General features: G+C 31.3%; 17 protein-coding genes and 1 tRNA gene. 13 read left to right on the plus strand and 5 right to left on the minus strand.

The window, feature by feature from the left end; all coding sequences use genetic code 11:
* Nucleotides 1–9 precede the first annotated feature (9 nt).
* Nucleotides 10–180, minus strand: coding sequence for a hypothetical protein (locus tag AC1Q7L_RS21715; RefSeq protein ID WP_492308028.1), 171 nt, complete (start codon nucleotides 178–180; stop codon nucleotides 10–12).
* A 205-nt stretch (nucleotides 181–385) separates the two neighbouring features.
* On the opposite strand from AC1Q7L_RS21715, the gene AC1Q7L_RS21720 reads away from it, so the two are divergent.
* The 13 genes from AC1Q7L_RS21720 (at nucleotide 386) to AC1Q7L_RS21780 (ending at nucleotide 12,916) form a co-directional block, all read left to right on the plus strand.
* Entirely contained in the window at nucleotides 386–2,119 is a 1,734-nt protein-coding gene (locus AC1Q7L_RS21720; protein WP_492308027.1) for a helix-turn-helix domain-containing protein, read from the plus strand.
* 191 nt (nucleotides 2,120–2,310) lie between these two features.
* Nucleotides 2,311–2,529 (plus strand): hypothetical protein, encoded by a 219-nt coding sequence (locus tag AC1Q7L_RS21725; protein ID WP_492308026.1) that lies wholly within the window; start codon nucleotides 2,311–2,313, stop codon nucleotides 2,527–2,529.
* Nucleotides 2,530–2,701: 172 nt separating this feature from the next.
* Nucleotides 2,702–2,875, plus strand: coding sequence for a hypothetical protein (locus tag AC1Q7L_RS21730; protein ID WP_492308025.1), 174 nt, complete (start codon nucleotides 2,702–2,704; stop codon nucleotides 2,873–2,875).
* A gap of 53 nt (nucleotides 2,876–2,928) precedes the next feature.
* On the plus strand, nucleotides 2,929–3,390 hold the full coding sequence (locus AC1Q7L_RS21735; RefSeq protein WP_492308024.1) for a CPBP family glutamic-type intramembrane protease: 462 nt from the start codon (nucleotides 2,929–2,931) through the stop codon (nucleotides 3,388–3,390).
* Nucleotides 3,391–3,402: 12 nt separating this feature from the next.
* Nucleotides 3,403–4,485 carry an HlyD family secretion protein gene (locus AC1Q7L_RS21740; protein ID WP_492308023.1) on the plus strand — a complete coding sequence of 361 codons (1,083 nt, stop codon included), beginning with the start codon at nucleotides 3,403–3,405 and terminating at the stop codon, nucleotides 4,483–4,485.
* A complete protein-coding gene (locus AC1Q7L_RS21745; protein ID WP_492308022.1) occupies nucleotides 4,485–6,644 on the plus strand; it encodes a peptidase domain-containing ABC transporter in 2,160 nt (719 codons plus the stop codon). The genes AC1Q7L_RS21740 and AC1Q7L_RS21745 overlap by 1 nt, the downstream gene beginning before the upstream one ends.
* A 216-nt stretch (nucleotides 6,645–6,860) precedes the next feature.
* Nucleotides 6,861–8,372, plus strand: coding sequence for a thioredoxin domain-containing protein (locus AC1Q7L_RS21750; RefSeq protein ID WP_492308021.1), 1,512 nt, complete (start codon nucleotides 6,861–6,863; stop codon nucleotides 8,370–8,372).
* A 100-nt stretch (nucleotides 8,373–8,472) separates the two neighbouring features.
* Nucleotides 8,473–8,616: a bacteriocin-like protein gene (locus tag AC1Q7L_RS21755; protein WP_157885961.1), complete on the plus strand. Its 144-nt coding sequence runs from the start codon at nucleotides 8,473–8,475 to the stop codon at nucleotides 8,614–8,616.
* 43 nt (nucleotides 8,617–8,659) lie between these two features.
* Complete coding sequence (locus AC1Q7L_RS21760) at nucleotides 8,660–8,833, plus strand: bacteriocin-like protein (protein ID WP_492308020.1); 174 nt, start codon at nucleotides 8,660–8,662, stop codon at nucleotides 8,831–8,833.
* A gap of 21 nt (nucleotides 8,834–8,854) precedes the next feature.
* Nucleotides 8,855–9,031: a bacteriocin-like protein gene (locus AC1Q7L_RS21765; RefSeq protein WP_492308019.1), complete on the plus strand. Its 177-nt coding sequence runs from the start codon at nucleotides 8,855–8,857 to the stop codon at nucleotides 9,029–9,031.
* 106 nt (nucleotides 9,032–9,137) lie between these two features.
* Nucleotides 9,138–9,332 carry a bacteriocin-like protein gene (locus tag AC1Q7L_RS21770; protein ID WP_410694195.1) on the plus strand — a complete coding sequence of 65 codons (195 nt, stop codon included), beginning with the start codon at nucleotides 9,138–9,140 and terminating at the stop codon, nucleotides 9,330–9,332.
* 97 nt (nucleotides 9,333–9,429) lie between these two features.
* Nucleotides 9,430–11,622, plus strand: a complete 2,193-nt coding sequence (locus AC1Q7L_RS21775; protein WP_492308040.1) for a peptidase domain-containing ABC transporter — start codon at nucleotides 9,430–9,432, stop codon at nucleotides 11,620–11,622.
* A complete protein-coding gene (locus tag AC1Q7L_RS21780; RefSeq protein WP_492308018.1) occupies nucleotides 11,612–12,916 on the plus strand; it encodes an HlyD family secretion protein in 1,305 nt (434 codons plus the stop codon). The genes AC1Q7L_RS21775 and AC1Q7L_RS21780 overlap by 11 nt, the downstream gene beginning before the upstream one ends.
* A 62-nt stretch (nucleotides 12,917–12,978) precedes the next feature.
* Here the strand turns inward: AC1Q7L_RS21780 and AC1Q7L_RS21785 are convergent.
* The 4 genes from AC1Q7L_RS21785 to AC1Q7L_RS21800 form a co-directional block, all read right to left on the minus strand.
* Nucleotides 12,979–13,052: transfer RNA gene (locus AC1Q7L_RS21785), tRNA-Met, on the minus strand.
* A 44-nt stretch (nucleotides 13,053–13,096) separates the two neighbouring features.
* A complete protein-coding gene (locus AC1Q7L_RS21790; protein WP_492308017.1) occupies nucleotides 13,097–14,383 on the minus strand; it encodes a peroxiredoxin family protein in 1,287 nt (428 codons plus the stop codon).
* Nucleotides 14,384–14,443: 60 nt separating this feature from the next.
* A complete protein-coding gene (locus AC1Q7L_RS21795) occupies nucleotides 14,444–14,656 on the minus strand; it encodes a hypothetical protein (RefSeq protein WP_066752461.1) in 213 nt (70 codons plus the stop codon).
* 5 nt (nucleotides 14,657–14,661) lie between these two features.
* Nucleotides 14,662–16,629, minus strand: a complete 1,968-nt coding sequence (locus AC1Q7L_RS21800; RefSeq protein ID WP_492308016.1) for a T9SS type A sorting domain-containing protein — start codon at nucleotides 16,627–16,629, stop codon at nucleotides 14,662–14,664.
* Between the last annotated feature and the right edge of the window lie 68 nt (nucleotides 16,630–16,697).

Below are 16,697 nucleotides of genomic sequence, written 5' to 3' on the forward strand. Positions count from 1 at the left end.
ACATCAGGATTATTGTTGCCCCATAGTTTGATGAACAGTAGGGTCAGTAGGATCACCATTTTCATTAAAATCTACTATAGGATTAATGCTCCCCCCTATAACTATTTTCATACCACTAATTTTCATTATTTGCATTTTTTTTAGTGATAATTTCTTTTTGTTTTGATTTTGTTTTTTCATTATAATATGTTTTTAATTAAACTTATGCAAAGAAAGTAATATTTCTCTAACTGTACATAAAAAGTACCTATAGATTTGTAAATTTATAGGTATAAAAAAATCATAAACAACTAGTTAAAAGCAACTTACCATACATTCATTTTAATTTGGTATAAGCATAATTTTATATAAAAAATAAATACTTTTGTAACGTATTTACAAAATGATGAAGCACACACAATTTTTTTTACTACTTATTAGTAATTTATTTTTCGCGCAAAATAAGACTACTGACAACTTAAAAACATTAGATTATGATAAACTGAAAAATAAATTTTATGAATATTATGAAAATGATAATATTTTAAAAACTAAACTCACCGCCAAATACTATTTACAAAAAGCAAAAAAGGAGAAAAACAATCTCCAAATCGCAGAAGGTTATATACTAGTACATTTTAATGAAGATTTTCCAATAGCTTTAAAGTACATAGATAGTTTAGATATAATCACAAAAAATATAAAAGGTAGCTTATACCCTACCAGAACATATTTGATGAAAGGAAATTTATATTTTAAAAATGATTACCTGAAGAAGGCATTAGACAATTATCTTATAGCTTTACAGTACGCAAAAGCGCGAAAAGATCAGAAACAGATTGCATATGCTAATATAAATATTGCTTATTTAAATAATTATTTAGGTAAATATACAGAAGCCGCTAAAACATTCAGGTATTACTTACATGGATCCAATAATATTACCAATGCATCCCAACATAATCAAATACGTGTAAGTCTTATCTATTGTTATATTGAACTTAATAAATTGGATTCTGCTAATATTTTAATCAAAGAGGGACTAACATCCTCATTTACAAGTAAAAGTAAATATAGTGCTAATCAATATTCTTATTTTTCTGGATATGCCTATCTTAAACAGAAAAAATATAGATCTGCCATAGCTGAATTGTTAAAAGCCTATAATTTTTTTTATAGTATTAATGATGACAATGCAAATTATGCACTATATAGCTTGGGTAAATCCTATGATGGATTAAAAGACAAAGAAAAAGCTGTTCAATATTTTAGCCTACTAGATTTTAATGTACAAAAAACAAATAAGACTTTCCCCCAACTTAGAGAAGTATACATCTATCTCATAGATTATTATAAAGAAAAAAATGACAAAGAAAAACAATTATATTATATTGAAAGATTTTTAAAAGTCGATAAAAAACTAGATGAACAATTCAAATATTTATCTACAGAATTACCAAAAAAATATGATACTCCAAATCTCTTACAGGAAAAAGAAGATATCATTAATGATCTTCAAAATAGGAAAACAACTCTATACGTTTCCATTGGCTTTCTATCAATATCTCTGTTATTACTTTCCTTCTTTTATTATAGATCTAAAAAAACAGAAAAAAAGCATCGAAAAATTGCTCAGGATTTAATCAATTCTATTGAACAAAGATATTTTGAAACTCCAAAAGAACAATCAGAGATAATTTTACCTCAAGAAATAGAAAAAGCTAAGATAGAAGACAAAACATCAAAGACTACTCCAGAAGATGTAACTCAGTACATTTTAAAAGAATTAGGAATTTTCGAAATGAAAGAGCTCTTTCTGAAGAAAGGCATTACATCAGCAAGTTTAGCAAAAAGCATAAAAACAAATACAACTTATCTGTCCGATGTCATTAATACTCAGAAAGGGAAAAACTTTGCTACTTATCTGAATGATCTTCGTATTGACTTTGCATTAAATAAACTCGTAAAAGATAAAAAATTCCGATCTTATAAATTATCCGTCATTGCAGATGAATTAGGATACAATAATGAACAGGCTTTCTCATTAGCTTTCAAGAAAAAAACAGGCACTACTCTTTCTATCTACATTAAAGAGATAGAAAAGCAAACAGTTTCAAATAACAATACAACTATATATTAATCAAATCCTTAATGACTATATTTTTATAAATACATAGCTCTAGATTTATAAATATAGAATTCATTTATTTTTTTCATACCACCTTCTTCTGTAAGTTTGCTCAGGGTAAAAACACAACCATTTTATTTTTTATATGTGTACAGTATAAAAAATGATATAAAAGCTGATCAGCAAAACTCCTATGTCAGGGATTGTATGACAAAATAAATATTATTAATTTTAAAAAACCTAAAAAAATGAATTTAAAAAATTTAAATCTAGTAGAACTTAATACTCAAGAATTAAAAGAAACTGAAGGAGGTTGGATCATTCCAGTTTTAGTTGGTCTTGCATGGTCAGCTTGGGAAAACGTTGGAGATATCAGAGAAGGCTTCAGTGATGGCTATAATGGTGTAAAGCCAAGACATTAATATTAAATTATTTATAAACAACTAAAATAAAGGAGATGTTAAAAGGAAACAACAATAATATTACTAAAAAAAAGGTTATGATATTTTTACTTATTTTCATATTAACAATTTCTGTAATGAAGTATTCTCCTATAATTATTAAATCTTTAATCAATCTTTTAAATTAAAAAAAATGAATTTAAATAATATAAAAATTGAGTCATTAAATGAAACTCAAATGAGAAATATTTCTGGCGGTGAATCTGGATGGTATTGGGTTATGTATACTGTAGGTGGTGCAGTCAAATGGTATCAGACTCAGGTAGCTTTAGCAAGTTCAGCTAGCCACGTTGGTGTTGGATATTAGTTAATATAAATGAGGCTGTCATTTTGACAGCCTTTTTACTATAATTAGATATGATGAAATATGCTTTATCACAAGAAAATAAAAAATTATTTAAAATATTCATTTTTTCTTTACTTTATGCAATATTAAATGGATATTTTTTCAATTTTATAAGTGACAATTTTATTCATTTTGAGAATAAAAAATATGATGATTTTTCCAAAAACGAAATGTTTTTTATATCTGTTATATTTGCTCCAGTTATGGAAACTCTTTTCTGCCAACTCTTATTATATAAATTTTTAAGAGGGATTAAAATTAAAAATGATAATTTAAATATTTTTATTATGAGTTTCATTTTTTCACAACTTCATTGGTATCATTGGAGTTATGTAGTCATGGTTTTTTTCAGTGGTCTTGCTCTTAACTTTTTATACGTCAAAGTATTTAAACTTAAAAATGAACTTACAGCATTCATATTAACAGTTCTTCTACATTCACTCTATAATTTATATGGGTTTCTATTTGTAAACTAATTTTAATTTTCAATGTTCAAAAAATCAATTTATATAGGAATTTTAATTCTTATAATTATCTTCCTATGCACTTTACCTATCATTTCCGTACCCATATCCTCTTCTTCAAGAGGTATAATACGATCTGTTCAGGAGAACACTAAAATTTCCGCTGTTATATCAGGGAAAGTAATTTATACTCAATTACAAAAAAATAATCAGGAAATAAAGCAAGGCGATACTTTGCTTATTGTTACAGCAGAACAACTAGATACTCAGAAAAATCTGCAAAATGGCCAGAGTTCAGATTATTCAGTGCAATTGCAGGATTTGAATAAGCTTACAAAAGGACAAGTTTCAGGATTGCAAACAGGACAATATCAAAGGGAACTATCTGCAATGCAAGAAAAAATCGCCCAAGTACAGACACAATTATCATTGGCGCAGAAAGACTTCGACAGAGCTTCAGCTCTTTATAATCAAGGTGTAATTCCAAAAGCAGAATATGATAAATATTATTACGATTATCAAGGCTTTAAAAGACAAATCTCAGGAATAAGAGAACAGCAGATTGCTCTATGGCAAACACAAAAAAGAGAGGTTGAAAGGCAAGTCCGTTCTTTAGATTCGGAAGTGCAACGTATTATTCAAGAGCAAAAAAATTATATCATTACGGCTCCAATTTCTGGAAGACTTGTTAATTTCTCTGGAATACAAAAAAATAATTTCCTAACACAAGGACAAATTATAGCAGAAATTTCGCCGGAAGTTTCCCTAGTTGCAGAGTGTTTAATTTCACCAAAAGATATAGGCTTTATTCATACCAATCAGAACGTAAAATACCAAATCGATACTTATAATTATAACCAGTGGGGATTATTAGAAGGCAAGGTTTCTGAAATAGATCAAAATATTAAAATTAATGAGCAAACCGGAGAAGCATTTTTCAGAGTCCTCTGCCAAATGGATAAAAATTATTTACAATTGAAAAACGGATACAAAGGACAAATTGATAAGGGAATGACTTTTACAGCTCGTTTCCATCTTGTCGACCGTACATTATGGCAGCTATTATTCGATCGGATAGACGATTGGTTTAATCCAAAATTAAAATGATGAAAAAAAATATACTGATCAAACAGCACGATATTAAAGATTGTGGTGCTGCCTGCCTTGCTTCCGTTGCCCTTCATTACGGCTTAAAAATGCCGATTGCCAAGATCAGACAGATCTGTCATACTGATACAAGAGGTACAAATGTGTTAGGTTTAATACAAGGGTTGGAACAAATGGGCTTCAATGCGAAAGGGGTAAAAGGTGTTATTGATGTGTTACCGGAACTTCCATTACCAGCTATTGCTCATGTTATTGTTAACGGACAAATGCATCATTATGTAGTCATTTACAAAGTTACAAAAGATAAAATCACGGTGATGGATCCTGCAAGAGGAAAATTGGAAGATTACAAAATAGAAGAGTTTTCAAAAATATGGACAGGTGTTCTTATTCTATTGGAACCTAATGAGTATTTTGAACAAAGAAATGAAAAAACAAACCTATACAAAAGATTCTGGAACTTAGTTCAACCACATAAAAGTATTTTAATTCAGGCTTTAATTGGAGCGTTGATATATACTATTTTGGGACTATCAACCTCTATTTATATTGAAAAAATAACAGATTATGTTCTTATTGATGGGAACAAACGGTTACTAAATTTACTTTCTGTAGGAATGATTGTAATATTGATGTTTCAAATTTTTATTGGAGCCATGAAAAGTGTCTTGGTATTGCAAACTGGGCAAAAAATGGACAAGCATCTTATCCTCGGTTATTATAAACATTTGTTAAAACTTCCACAACGTTTTTTCGACACGATGAAAGTGGGGGAAATAATCTCAAGGGTAAATGATGCTGTTAAAATAAGAACGTTTATCAATGATGTTTCGATACAGATTTTTGTAAATCTATTTATCATTATTTTTTCATTTGCTTTAATGTTCACTTATTATTGGAAGCTGGCATTAATTACTGCGTTTGTGATTCCTTTTTATTTTTTAGTTTATTGGATAACTAATAAACTCAATAAAAAAGTAGAAAGAAAACTAATGGAAGAAAGTGCGGAACTGGAATCCCATTTAGTAGAGTCCATCACTTCTGTAAAAACCATCAAGCAATTTGGTGTAGAAACTTTTGCCAATAATAAAACAGATAATGCTTTTTCAAAATTATTGAAGACTATTTATTCTTCGGTAATGAATGCATTATTTTCAGGAAACTCATCAGAATTTTTATCGAGAATATTTACTATTATATTGCTTTGGGCAGGTTCAGGTTATGTTATTGATAGAGTTATTACTCCTGGAGAGTTATTATCTTTCTATGCTTTAATCGGATATTTCACCAATCCAGTTTCGCAATTAATTGGAATGAACAAAACTATTCAGAATGCTTTAATAGCTGCCGACCGACTCTTTGAAATCATGGATTTGGAACGTGAGGAAAATACCGAAAAGCTAGACCTTACAAAAGAAAATATCGGTGATATACAATTTAAAGAGGTAAGTTTTAGCTATGGTAGTCGAACAGAAGTTTTTAAAAATTTTAATTGTCTTATAAAAAAAGGAGAAACAATAGCTATTGTTGGAGAAAGTGGTAGTGGTAAAACGACATTAGCTTCTTTAGTCCAAAATTTATATCCGCTTAAAACAGGTAAAATTATGATTGGAGATTATGATATTAATTATATTTCCAATTATTCTTTAAGGAATTTAGTGTCCGTAGTTCCGCAACAGATAGATTTATTTTCAGGAAATGTGATCGAAAATATCGCTTTAGGAGAAGATTTTCCAGATATACAACGAATTTTAGATATTACTAAAAAACTTGGAATATTAAGTTTTGTAGAAAAACTTCCCAGCGGTTTCCAAACCTATTTAGGAGAAAATGGAGCCCTACTATCAGGTGGGCAAAGGCAAAGAATTGCTATTGCAAGAGCTTTATATAAAAATCCCGAAATCTTAATATTGGATGAAGCAACTTCTTCATTAGATACTGAATCAGAGCTAGTCATTCAAAACACATTACAAGAATTTAGAAATCAAGGTAAAACTATGATTATTATAGCCCATCGTTTGAGTACTATTTCTAATGCAGATACTATTTTAGTAATGAAGGATGGACAAATTATTGAGCAAGGTCATCATAATGAACTTATATCTAAAGATTCTGTTTATAAGTCTATGTGGGAAAAACAAAGTATAAAACTCAATTAATCTTTAAATAAAAATAATAAGCAATAATGATCCATTTAATATTAACATTATTTTTTTGTTAATTATGGAACTTATATGTTCTATTGAAAGATAGATTCTATACTAATAAACAGAATATAAAAAACTAATAACCTTGAAAATTAAATATAAATCACCATTTCAAGAAAAAAATTTGTTTTTTTAAAACATCTGCGTATTTTAGTTAAAAATATTAACATGACCTTTGATAAACTCATCAACTATCTTAAACTTGACAAGCAGGAATTCGTTTTCCAGTTCAATTCTCATCCGAATTACCCGTCAGCATTGGCTTTTAGTGATACGCTAAATTTTATGGGAGTACGAAATGATGCTTATGAATTAGACAAAGAATATTGGGACGAACTGCCTGAAGAGTTTATTGCCATTGTTGAAAATTCCTTTTCCCTGGTGAAAAAAGCAGGAGAGCAATACTCCGTTTATTCAGATAAAGCGAAAACTTTAAATAAAGAAGAACTTCATAAAAGCTCAACAGACTTTGTGCTTCTTTTTGAAAAAGATGAGAAAGCCGAAAGTAAGTCTGTTACCAATTTTAAACCTTTTGTTTATGCAATTTTAGGGATTATATTGGCTTATTCTTTACTAAATCATGCTTGGTATAACGTTATATTCAACCTTTTATCCATTATTGGGGTTTATATTTCTCTTGAAATTTTCAATCAAAAATTTGGAAATATTTCTGCGGTAATTGGAAGTATTTGCGGTGCTGGTGCTTCAGCTACTCAAAATGTAAATTCTTGTAACAAAATTATCAATCAAGATAAAACGAGTATTCTTGGACTTAAATTTTCAGATTTCTCTCTTATCTATTTTATAGGAATTTCTATTTTAGGTCTATTTTTGCCAAGTTCAGCATTTGTAATTAAAGGATTTACGTTGGCATCGTTGGTTGCAATTGGCTATTCGGTTTATGTACAGGCTTTTATTGAGAAAACTTTCTGCCGAGTTTGTCTTATTATCATTTCTATTCTTGTTGCTCAGATAGCCATCAGTTTTTTCCTTTTTGAAAATCTTATTTTTGATTCCAAAATACTTTTGTTAAGTATAATTCTTTGGTTATCATCTTTTTCGCTTATTTTATTTTTAAACAATGTTCTTGAGCATAAAGAAACATTACAAAAATCTAATGCGAAGAATTTAAGGTTCAAAAGAAATTATGATCTCTTCAAAAGAGAACTTACTGATAATGAAAAAATTCAATTTTCTGATAACGAAACTTTTTCTTTAGGAAATAAAGATGCCAAACTTCATATTTCAATTGTATCAAATCCGTACTGTGGATTTTGTAAAGATGCTCACAAAATAACAGAGCAATTGTTAGAAAAATATCCTAATGATATTTCGGCTCAGATAAGATTTAATTATACCCCGGAAAGAGCGGATGAAAAATTCACCAACCTGATCTCAGATTTCACTCATATTTACAACAACAAACCGGAAAAAGAATTCCTAAAAACCGTAGATACTTGGTTTGAAAACAAAAACGAAAACAAAATCAGAGAAATTGCGGGAACAAGTTCAAATCAGGAAAATCTGGATCCTCTGATTCAAATGTCACATGATAATAGTAATGCCGGATTAAACTTTACACCCGTATTTATTATCAACGGACATCAGTTCCCAGAAAAATATGATCGTGAAGATATTTGGTATTTCATTACCGATTTAATAGAAGACGAGGAGTTTTAAATAAAAATATTCACCAATTATAAAAATTCACTAACTTAGGAAAAATTATAAGCGGTATCCGAAAAGCTTAAAAAGAGTAGGAACACTAAAAACTATTACTATGAAAAATTTAAGAAAACTTTCGAAAAAAGACATGAAATCTATCCAGGGATCAATTCCGATGTGCCTTGCTGGATATTACTGGTGCGCCATAACTAGAAAATGTACTCCTGTTGGAACATCATGTGGAATCTTAATTGATTAAACTTATTTCAAAATCACCAAATCATTTTAAAACAATTTATATTATGAAAAATCTAAAAAAACTAAACAGAGAGCAACTAAAAGTAGTAACTGGCGGTTTAGCATGTAGATTTAATGATGATTATTGCCCGGGAACTTCTATTTGTTGTAGAAACGGCGGTCAATTTGATGGGTTGTGCAGATCACCACAACAAATAGAGAGTCAATGTCCATTTTAATCAACCAATAAATCAAATATTATGAAAAATCTTACAAAAATCTCAAGAGAAAATTTAAAATCAATTAAAGGAGGTCTTAAAATGTGTCCAGTAGATGGAGATTGCGGATCAGGCTGGTGCTGTGCAAACGGTGCATGTCGTACAATTGCAGGAGCAAGCCCGTCTACCTATTTGTGTACTTACTATCCAATAGACTAAGTTAAACCACTGATCACAAACAAAATAACAAAATATGATATTATTTTTTGATACTTAAAAATTAATATCATATTTTCGATACCATTAATCACAAATTTTTTAAGCTATGAAAAACCTAAGAAAACTATCCCGAGAAAACCTTAAAACAGTAAAAGGAGGAATCACAGAAGAATGTGCAAGAGGACAGGCAGCATCTACTGCATGCTTTACGACATTAGCAGCTTGCGAAACAGCTTCCCCGCCAGATCCAGATTTTGGTTTTAGCTTTTGCATACGTTATTGCAATAGATATTGCTACTAAGAATCATTAAAAGTTAATATACTTTTAAACATAAGAGAAAGGTTGCCGTCAAAAAATGGCGGCAACTTATTTTAAACAAATAGATAGATAATTGAAGTTGAAAACTTTTCCTTTCTACCGTCAACCCGATTCCAAGGATTGCGGTCCCACATGTCTTCGTATCGTAAGCAAACATTATGGAAAAAGCATTTCCTTACAGCAAATTCGTAACCTCTCTGAGACTACAAGAGAAGGCAGTAGCTTATTAGGTTTAAGCGATGCAGCGGAAGACTTAGGTTTTCGCTCATTGGGAGTTCAAATTGATTTTGAAACCCTTGCAGAAGAAGTTCCCTTCCCATGCATTGTTCACTGGAACAAAAACCATTTTGTAGTCGTTTATAAAATTGATAAAAATAACAAAGTATATATTTCAGATCCGAGTTATGGGCTGATTACCTATTCCCGAGATGAATTCATCAAACTATGGATCGGTGAAAATGCCAATGAAAAAACAGAAGAAGGTATCGTTCTTATTTTAGAGACTACTCCAGCGTTTTTTCAAACTGAATTTGATGATCAGGAAAGCAAGGCAAGTTTTACTTTCCTTTCAAAATATTTATTAAAGTATAAATCTTTAGTCGCCCAATTAGCGGTCGGACTTTTAGCGGGAAGTTTATTATCATTGATTTTCCCTTTTCTTACCCAAAGTATCGTCGATGTCGGAATTCAGAATCAGGATTTAAATTTCATCTACGTTGTCTTATTAGCCCAAGTCATGCTTTTCCTTGGCAGGATGGGTATTGAAATGATAAGAAGCTGGATCCTACTCCACCTTTCTGCGAGAATTAATATTTCTATTATTTCGGATTTCTTTATTAAATTAATGAAACTTCCCATAAGTTTCTTTGACACCAGAATGACCGGAGATATCATGCAGCGTATCAACGATCACCACAGAATAGAACAGCTTTTAACAAGTTCATCTCTAAATACCCTATTCTCATTGGTGAATCTTGTTATTTTCAGTATTGTTCTTTTGTTTTATGATTACAGGCTGTTTGTCGTTTATTTGATAGGCGCTGTTTTATATATCGGATGGATTACTTTCTTCCTTAATAAAAGAAAAGAATTAGATTATAAAAGATTCTCACAAGTTTCTCAGGAACAAAGTAAAGTGATTGAACTTATCAACGGAATGCAGGAAATTAAAATGCATAACGCCGAAAAGCAAAAACGCTGGGACTGGGAGTTTTTACAGGTTAAATTATTTAAGATTAGAATTAAATCTTTATCATTAGAACAGTGGCAATCGGTGGGAGGAAATTTCATTAATCAAATGAAAGATATTCTGGTAAGTTTTCTTTCTGCTAAATTGGTTTTGGAAGGAAATCTAACACTGGGAATGATGCTTTCCGTTCAATATATTATCGGACAGCTTAACAGTCCGCTTTTACAGCTTATTGATTTTATTAAACAATTTCAGGATGCTAAAATCTCTCTTGAAAGGCTAGGTGAAATCCACGATAAAGATGATGAAGAAAATAAAGAAGAACAATACGTTGCCGAAATTCCTCAAAAAGATATAGACATCAAGGATATGTCATTCAGATATATTGGTTCTGATGCTTTTGTTTTTGAAGGTTTAAACTTAACTATTCCGTATCAAAAAACAACAGCTATTGTTGGAGCCAGCGGAAGTGGAAAAACTACGCTTTTAAAATTATTAATGAAGTTTTATGAACCAACTGAAGGCGACATTAAAATCGGAAACACAAAGCTAAAGAATGTTTCTCCAAGATTTTGGAGAGATCAATGCGGTGTGGTAATGCAGGAAGGCTATGTTTTCAATGATACTATCGCCAATAATATTGGAGTTGGCGAAGATTATATTGATAAGCAAAAATTAAGAAAAGCCGTAGAAATTGCCAATATTAAAGACTTTATCGAAGGTTTACCATTAAGCTACAACACTAAAATCGGAAATGAAGGTTTAGGAGTAAGTGGAGGTCAGAAACAAAGACTTTTCATTGCAAGAGCTGTTTATAAATCTCCGGAATATATTTTCTTTGATGAAGCAACATCCGCTTTAGATGCCAACAATGAAAAAGTCATTATGGAAAATCTGGAACAATTCTTTAAGGGGAAAACTGCCATTGTGATTGCTCATAGGCTTTCTACTGTAAAACATGCAGACAAAATTATCGTTTTAGACAAAGGAAATGTAGTTGAAGAAGGAAGTCATGCAGAATTAGTGGCATTAAGAGGCGAATATTACAGACTTGTAAAAAATCAATTAGAACTTGGAAACTAACAAAGATATTTTAGACAATATAGAATTACGTTCTGAAAGTGTTCAGGACATTCTTACACAACCGCCCCACTGGATGATCCGTTGGGGAAATACCATTATTTTTATTATACTTCTGCTTATTTTAGGAATGAGTTATGTAATAAAATATCCGGAATTTATCCCCGCTCCTATTGTCGTTACGTCACAAAATCCTCCGGAAAAATTAGAGGCAAGAATCAGTTCTAAAATTGAAAAAATATTCATTAAAGATCATCAGGAAGTTAAAAAAAATCAGGTCTTAATGGTGATGCAGTCTGCTGCAAATTATAACGATATTTTAGAGCTTAAAAAGCTGGTAGACTCTATTTCTCCTAATCAGCTAGGTTCATTTCCAGTTCATCAGAGTTCTCATTTCAAATTGGGCGAATTACAGGGTGATTACAATAATTTTGCTAAAGCTTTTCAGGATGAAGAACTTTTTACAAGACTACAACCTTATGCTCCGGAAAGTTTAGCTGCAAATCAGAGTCTATCTGAATATAGAATGAGAATTCTAACGATGAAACAGCAGAAAAGTCTGGAAAAGGCAAAGTATGAGATTACGAAGAAGAGCTATCAACGTTCACAAGAATTGTTCAATCAAGGAGTCATTGCTGCAATGGAACTTGAAAATGAAAAAATCAAATACTTACAGGCTCAGCAGAATTTAGAAAACATCAATATTTCATTATCACAAATGGAAGAAAGTATTTCTAATCTTAATAGAACAAAAAGTGGGACTGTTATTAATACCGAAAAAGATAAAATCACTTACTCTTCACAAACATTGCAGTTATTTGAGCAATTAAGAAAATCTTTGAAGCAATGGGAACAGAACTATCTGGTTATTTCATCAACAGATGGTGTGGCTAGTTTTCAGCAGTTTTTTGGCGAAAATCAGTTTGTAAAAACCGGAGATGCTATTTTATCCATTCTTCCTAAAAACAAGGATAAATTAGTAGGCAGAATGTCTGTACCGGCGGTAAACTCAGGGAAGATAACTCCAGGAGAAAAAGTTTTAATTAAACTTGATAATTATCGCTTCCAGGAATATGGAATAGTAGAAGGAAGGGTTCAAAATATTTCTCTTTCTTCAGATGATAAAGGAAATTATTATGTAGACGTTATTCTTCCTAAAGGATTAAAGACAAGTTATAATAAAACCTTAGTTTTTGATAAGGAGCTTAGAGGTAGTGCCGAAATTGTAACTCAGGATTTAAGACTTATCGAGAGGTTCTTCTATCAAATCAGAAAATTATTGGGATATCAAAGTTGATATTCTTTACATATAGAAAAGCAAAAAACCGCAACTTAATGTTGCGGTTTTTCTTGCTATTGTAGCGAAGACGGGAATTGAACCCGTGACCTCAGGGTTATGAATCCTGCGCTCTAACCAACTGAGCTACCTCGCCGTTTTGGTGGTGCAAATATAGAAAATATTTACTTACCACCAAAATTATTTTATCTTAAAATATTCCAAAACATCGCCTACATGTTCTGGTTTGCTGATTATCTTATTGTTAGCATCTAAAATAAAATAAGTCGGAGTTGCGTGAACATTGTAAGTATCTACATAACTACTGTTCCATCCCTTTAATTCCGAATCATTGATCCATGGAAATACACTTATTTTTTTGCTGTATGAATCTTTATCTGTATCTAAAGAAAGCCCAACAACCTGAATATTTTTAGCTTTTAAATCGTTGTATTTTTCCAATAATTTTGGAAGTTCACTTTCACAGTGTGAACAAGTAGACGACCAGAAAACAATCACTTTCTTATCAGCTTTCACATCATACAATGACTTTGCTGTTGTATTTAAAGGAGACTGAAATTTATTATTAGGAAAAGTCGCCCCCATCTCTACATTTGTATTCGATTTAATCGTTGAAGCTAACCTGTCATTGATCGTGCATTTAAGATTTTTAGCAAGACCTAGATATTTATCCTTGAATTCATTCATATCGTATACATCAAAGATATCGATCAATTCAGATAAAACAGTTTGTCCACGTGGTGTTTCTACCTTTAAAGTATCTAAAAGCTTGTCTACAGAAGCACCCACATTCGTGTTCCCTCCTGTATTCAGGTAAGCAACAAGTATAGGTCTTAATAATGATGAGGTTTCAAGAAGATCGTTAGATTTATCAAGGAAGTTAACGATATCGTCCTGGGTAACCTTTTTAGCGCTATCAGCCGATAAAAACTTACTGTAATTAGTATTATAATAATAAATAAAAGGATGTTGAGCCTGATCAACAGAACTAAGCCCCCCAGAAAGTCTGCCCATTTCAGTTTTTAAAGCTTTTCCGAAATCAGTATTGTCTTTATAATATTCTTTAATCTGAGTTAAAGCGGGTAAAATCAATTCTTTTTTCTGAGAACCTTCCTGTAACTTGCTCATTAAATCATTAGATTCATCCTGATAAATAATATCTTTAACCTTATTATTTTGAGTATCTAATTTTATACTTACATTTTTATCTTCTGAAATAAAACTAATCGAATTATTAGTATTCGGAAAGTAGATCTTCATCATACCCGAATAATTTTTAGGATACTTAAAAGTCCAAGTATTGTTTTTAACCTGCTCTTTGGATGCAATGATATCTTTCGACCCGTTCAAAGTATATAGAATAGCGTCTTGCTCTTTAAAATCTGCAGGCGTCTGTACTGTAACAGTAAACTGAGCCTGTAAGCTAAATGCAGATAATACTGCTGATAGTACGTAAATCTTTTTCATAATGTAAAAATAAAAAAACTCTCTGATTAATCAGAGAGTTTAAAATATTTTAATAAAATTTTATATTTTTTGACCTTTATATCTTTTAGTATAAAATGCAATAAACATGATTGCAATAGCGCCTAAAGCATAAACATACATATCAATTGGTGAGGAAACCCCCGGACCAACTCCTTGTACAGTTGGATCATCTACAACAATTGTTTTCTGTGCATGCCCCATAAATGCAATTAAAAGAAAAAAAGTACCTACTAGTTTATTTATAGTTTTCATATATTTTATTTTAAGATTTTGGTATTAACAGTTTCTCCCTTATCTGAAACAATTTTTACAACGTAAGAATTTTTAATAGAGTTATCTAATTCAATTACAAAATCTGTAGAAGTATTTACTGCTTTTTTAGAGATTACCAGTTTACCACTCATATCATAAACTTCAATATCTGCTTTTTTCCAGTTTGGATCAAATCTAACAATATAGTTAGTAATTTCCGGGTTATAAACAACCATTGTTCTTGAAGACTTAACAGGATTCTGAGTTGCTAAGACATCACGATTAGGCTCTCCATAATATAAATCATATGGTGAAGCATTAGTGGTAACAGGAATTGTTTCACCTTGTTTAGCTTGCATTACAGTTCCATTTGGAGCTTTGTAATAGAAACCAACACCTGTTGAAAGCTGATGTGCTCCGTTAGCAACTAATTGTGCATTCTCTCTAATCTCAAATTTATAAGACTTGATTTGAGAACTATAATTCATTAAACTAACGTTTTTACCTTTAAAGTCATTCTCGTTAGCTTCGTTGATATATAACCAATAGTTAGAGCTATAGTTAGGATCAATACCTCCTGTTGGAGCCTCTTCAAAAGTACCTAGAAGATTTGCTGTACTAGCTGTATATTGAGTCTTCTGAGCTGAAGTATTTCCTGTAGTACCGTTTGGATAAACAACATAATATGTTCTATCCAATTCTTTACCGTTAATATCAAGAGCGATAACTCCTAATTGCTTAACAGTTCCTGTTGCTCCATTTTTAGCAGCAGTAACACTATAAGGAGTACCTGATGATCTACCAAGATAATTAAATCTTCTCAAATTACCAAAGTTAAGAACAGTATTACCCGTATTAACATTATCAGTAAGTTTAATAGTAAATGCACCAAAAGGTCTAACAATTGTAGATGCAACATCTCCGGTAGGAACTCCAGAAAGGAACGTTACTACTTTATAAGCAGCAGCTGTACTACCTGTACCTGTATACTGAACTCCAGTTGCTTCAGTTCTTACACCATAGATATTATTTAGAACTACACCATCACCACCAGCTTCAGCTACCCCGATGTTAGTTAAATCTAAATTAGTAAGATATGGGTTAGCAAATTGGTACATATTTTTCCCATAGTTACCTTGCCATTTACCAGAAGCTCCGTTGAACTCATCTGCAACATACGTATTATATGCTTCATTGAAAGCATTATGTCCTTGACCGAAATTACCAAAGTTAACGCTAGCACCAGCTCCACTTAAAGTAGGAGAAGCAACAATAACGGATCCATCATCTGCAAGAGGACGTCCTTTTATTGTTCTTGTAGTAGTTAAATCAAGGCCCTGACCTCCAATCATATAATAAGCATAACCTAATGCAGCATCACCAAATTTATGAAGGCTAAGGTTACTAAAATGATTGGCATCTACTTGATTATTTCTCCAAAATAGAACATCATTTTTAGATCCTCTTACATTACTGAATGTTTTTCCAACTTCAGTCCCTAAAGAAGCAACAGACTTTTGAAAGAATGGCATACCCATTTGTTGGTAATCTCCATGTCTTATCTGTCTCATTTCTTCATCAACAATACCTGTAATATTACTTTGTGGAACACCAGTAATATATAACTGTCCATAAGTATAATTAGGGTTTGCAGGATCTAAAGAAGCTGGCTGATCATAAGCAGCCGGATCATTTAATTTGTTAACGAAATTAGCAGTTGTGGAACCTTCTGGTTTGTCTACACCACCAGTACTAATTGTCTTAAAAGAATCTGTTGCAGTCCCGCTAACCATAAAGTTACCGTGATTTTCAACGATTCCATTTCCTCTCATTTGTACGCCACCTCCAGAAAATACTAGGGTGCCTTTACTCACGAACGTAGTAGCCGTATCGTCTACGTGTAATAGAACATTCTGCGCCTGAACAGAATAAGCGGCTGCTAATAAACCAATAGCAAATAAACTTTTTCTCATTGTATATAATTATTTGTGTGTTAATACAATCTTCACCCGCAAAGGTAAGATTTTTTTTTCAAGGAAAA

It is taken from the genome of Chryseobacterium sp. GW823-FHT05E08, assembly GCF_058795655.1.

What these genes read in the sequence shown, in the direction of transcription:
- AC1Q7L_RS21715 (WP_492308028.1), bottom strand. Translation starts at nt 180, where the DNA reads ATGAAAAAACAAAATCAAAACAAAAAGAAATTATCACTAAAAAAAATG.
- AC1Q7L_RS21720 (WP_492308027.1), top strand. Translation starts at nt 386, where the DNA reads ATGAAGCACACACAATTTTTTTTACTACTTATTAGTAATTTATTTTTC.
- AC1Q7L_RS21730 (WP_492308025.1), top strand. Translation starts at nt 2,702, where the DNA reads ATGAATTTAAATAATATAAAAATTGAGTCATTAAATGAAACTCAAATG.
- AC1Q7L_RS21735 (WP_492308024.1), top strand. Translation starts at nt 2,929, where the DNA reads ATGAAATATGCTTTATCACAAGAAAATAAAAAATTATTTAAAATATTC.
- AC1Q7L_RS21740 (WP_492308023.1), top strand. Translation starts at nt 3,403, where the DNA reads ATGTTCAAAAAATCAATTTATATAGGAATTTTAATTCTTATAATTATC.
- AC1Q7L_RS21745 (WP_492308022.1), top strand. Translation starts at nt 4,485, where the DNA reads ATGAAAAAAAATATACTGATCAAACAGCACGATATTAAAGATTGTGGT.
- AC1Q7L_RS21750 (WP_492308021.1), top strand. Translation starts at nt 6,861, where the DNA reads ATGACCTTTGATAAACTCATCAACTATCTTAAACTTGACAAGCAGGAA.
- AC1Q7L_RS21755 (WP_157885961.1), top strand. Translation starts at nt 8,473, where the DNA reads ATGAAAAATTTAAGAAAACTTTCGAAAAAAGACATGAAATCTATCCAG.
- AC1Q7L_RS21760 (WP_492308020.1), top strand. Translation starts at nt 8,660, where the DNA reads ATGAAAAATCTAAAAAAACTAAACAGAGAGCAACTAAAAGTAGTAACT.
- AC1Q7L_RS21765 (WP_492308019.1), top strand. Translation starts at nt 8,855, where the DNA reads ATGAAAAATCTTACAAAAATCTCAAGAGAAAATTTAAAATCAATTAAA.
- AC1Q7L_RS21770 (WP_410694195.1), top strand. Translation starts at nt 9,138, where the DNA reads ATGAAAAACCTAAGAAAACTATCCCGAGAAAACCTTAAAACAGTAAAA.
- AC1Q7L_RS21790 (WP_492308017.1), bottom strand. Translation starts at nt 14,383, where the DNA reads ATGAAAAAGATTTACGTACTATCAGCAGTATTATCTGCATTTAGCTTA.
- AC1Q7L_RS21795 (WP_066752461.1), bottom strand. Translation starts at nt 14,656, where the DNA reads ATGAAAACTATAAATAAACTAGTAGGTACTTTTTTTCTTTTAATTGCA.
- AC1Q7L_RS21800 (WP_492308016.1), bottom strand. Translation starts at nt 16,629, where the DNA reads ATGAGAAAAAGTTTATTTGCTATTGGTTTATTAGCAGCCGCTTATTCT.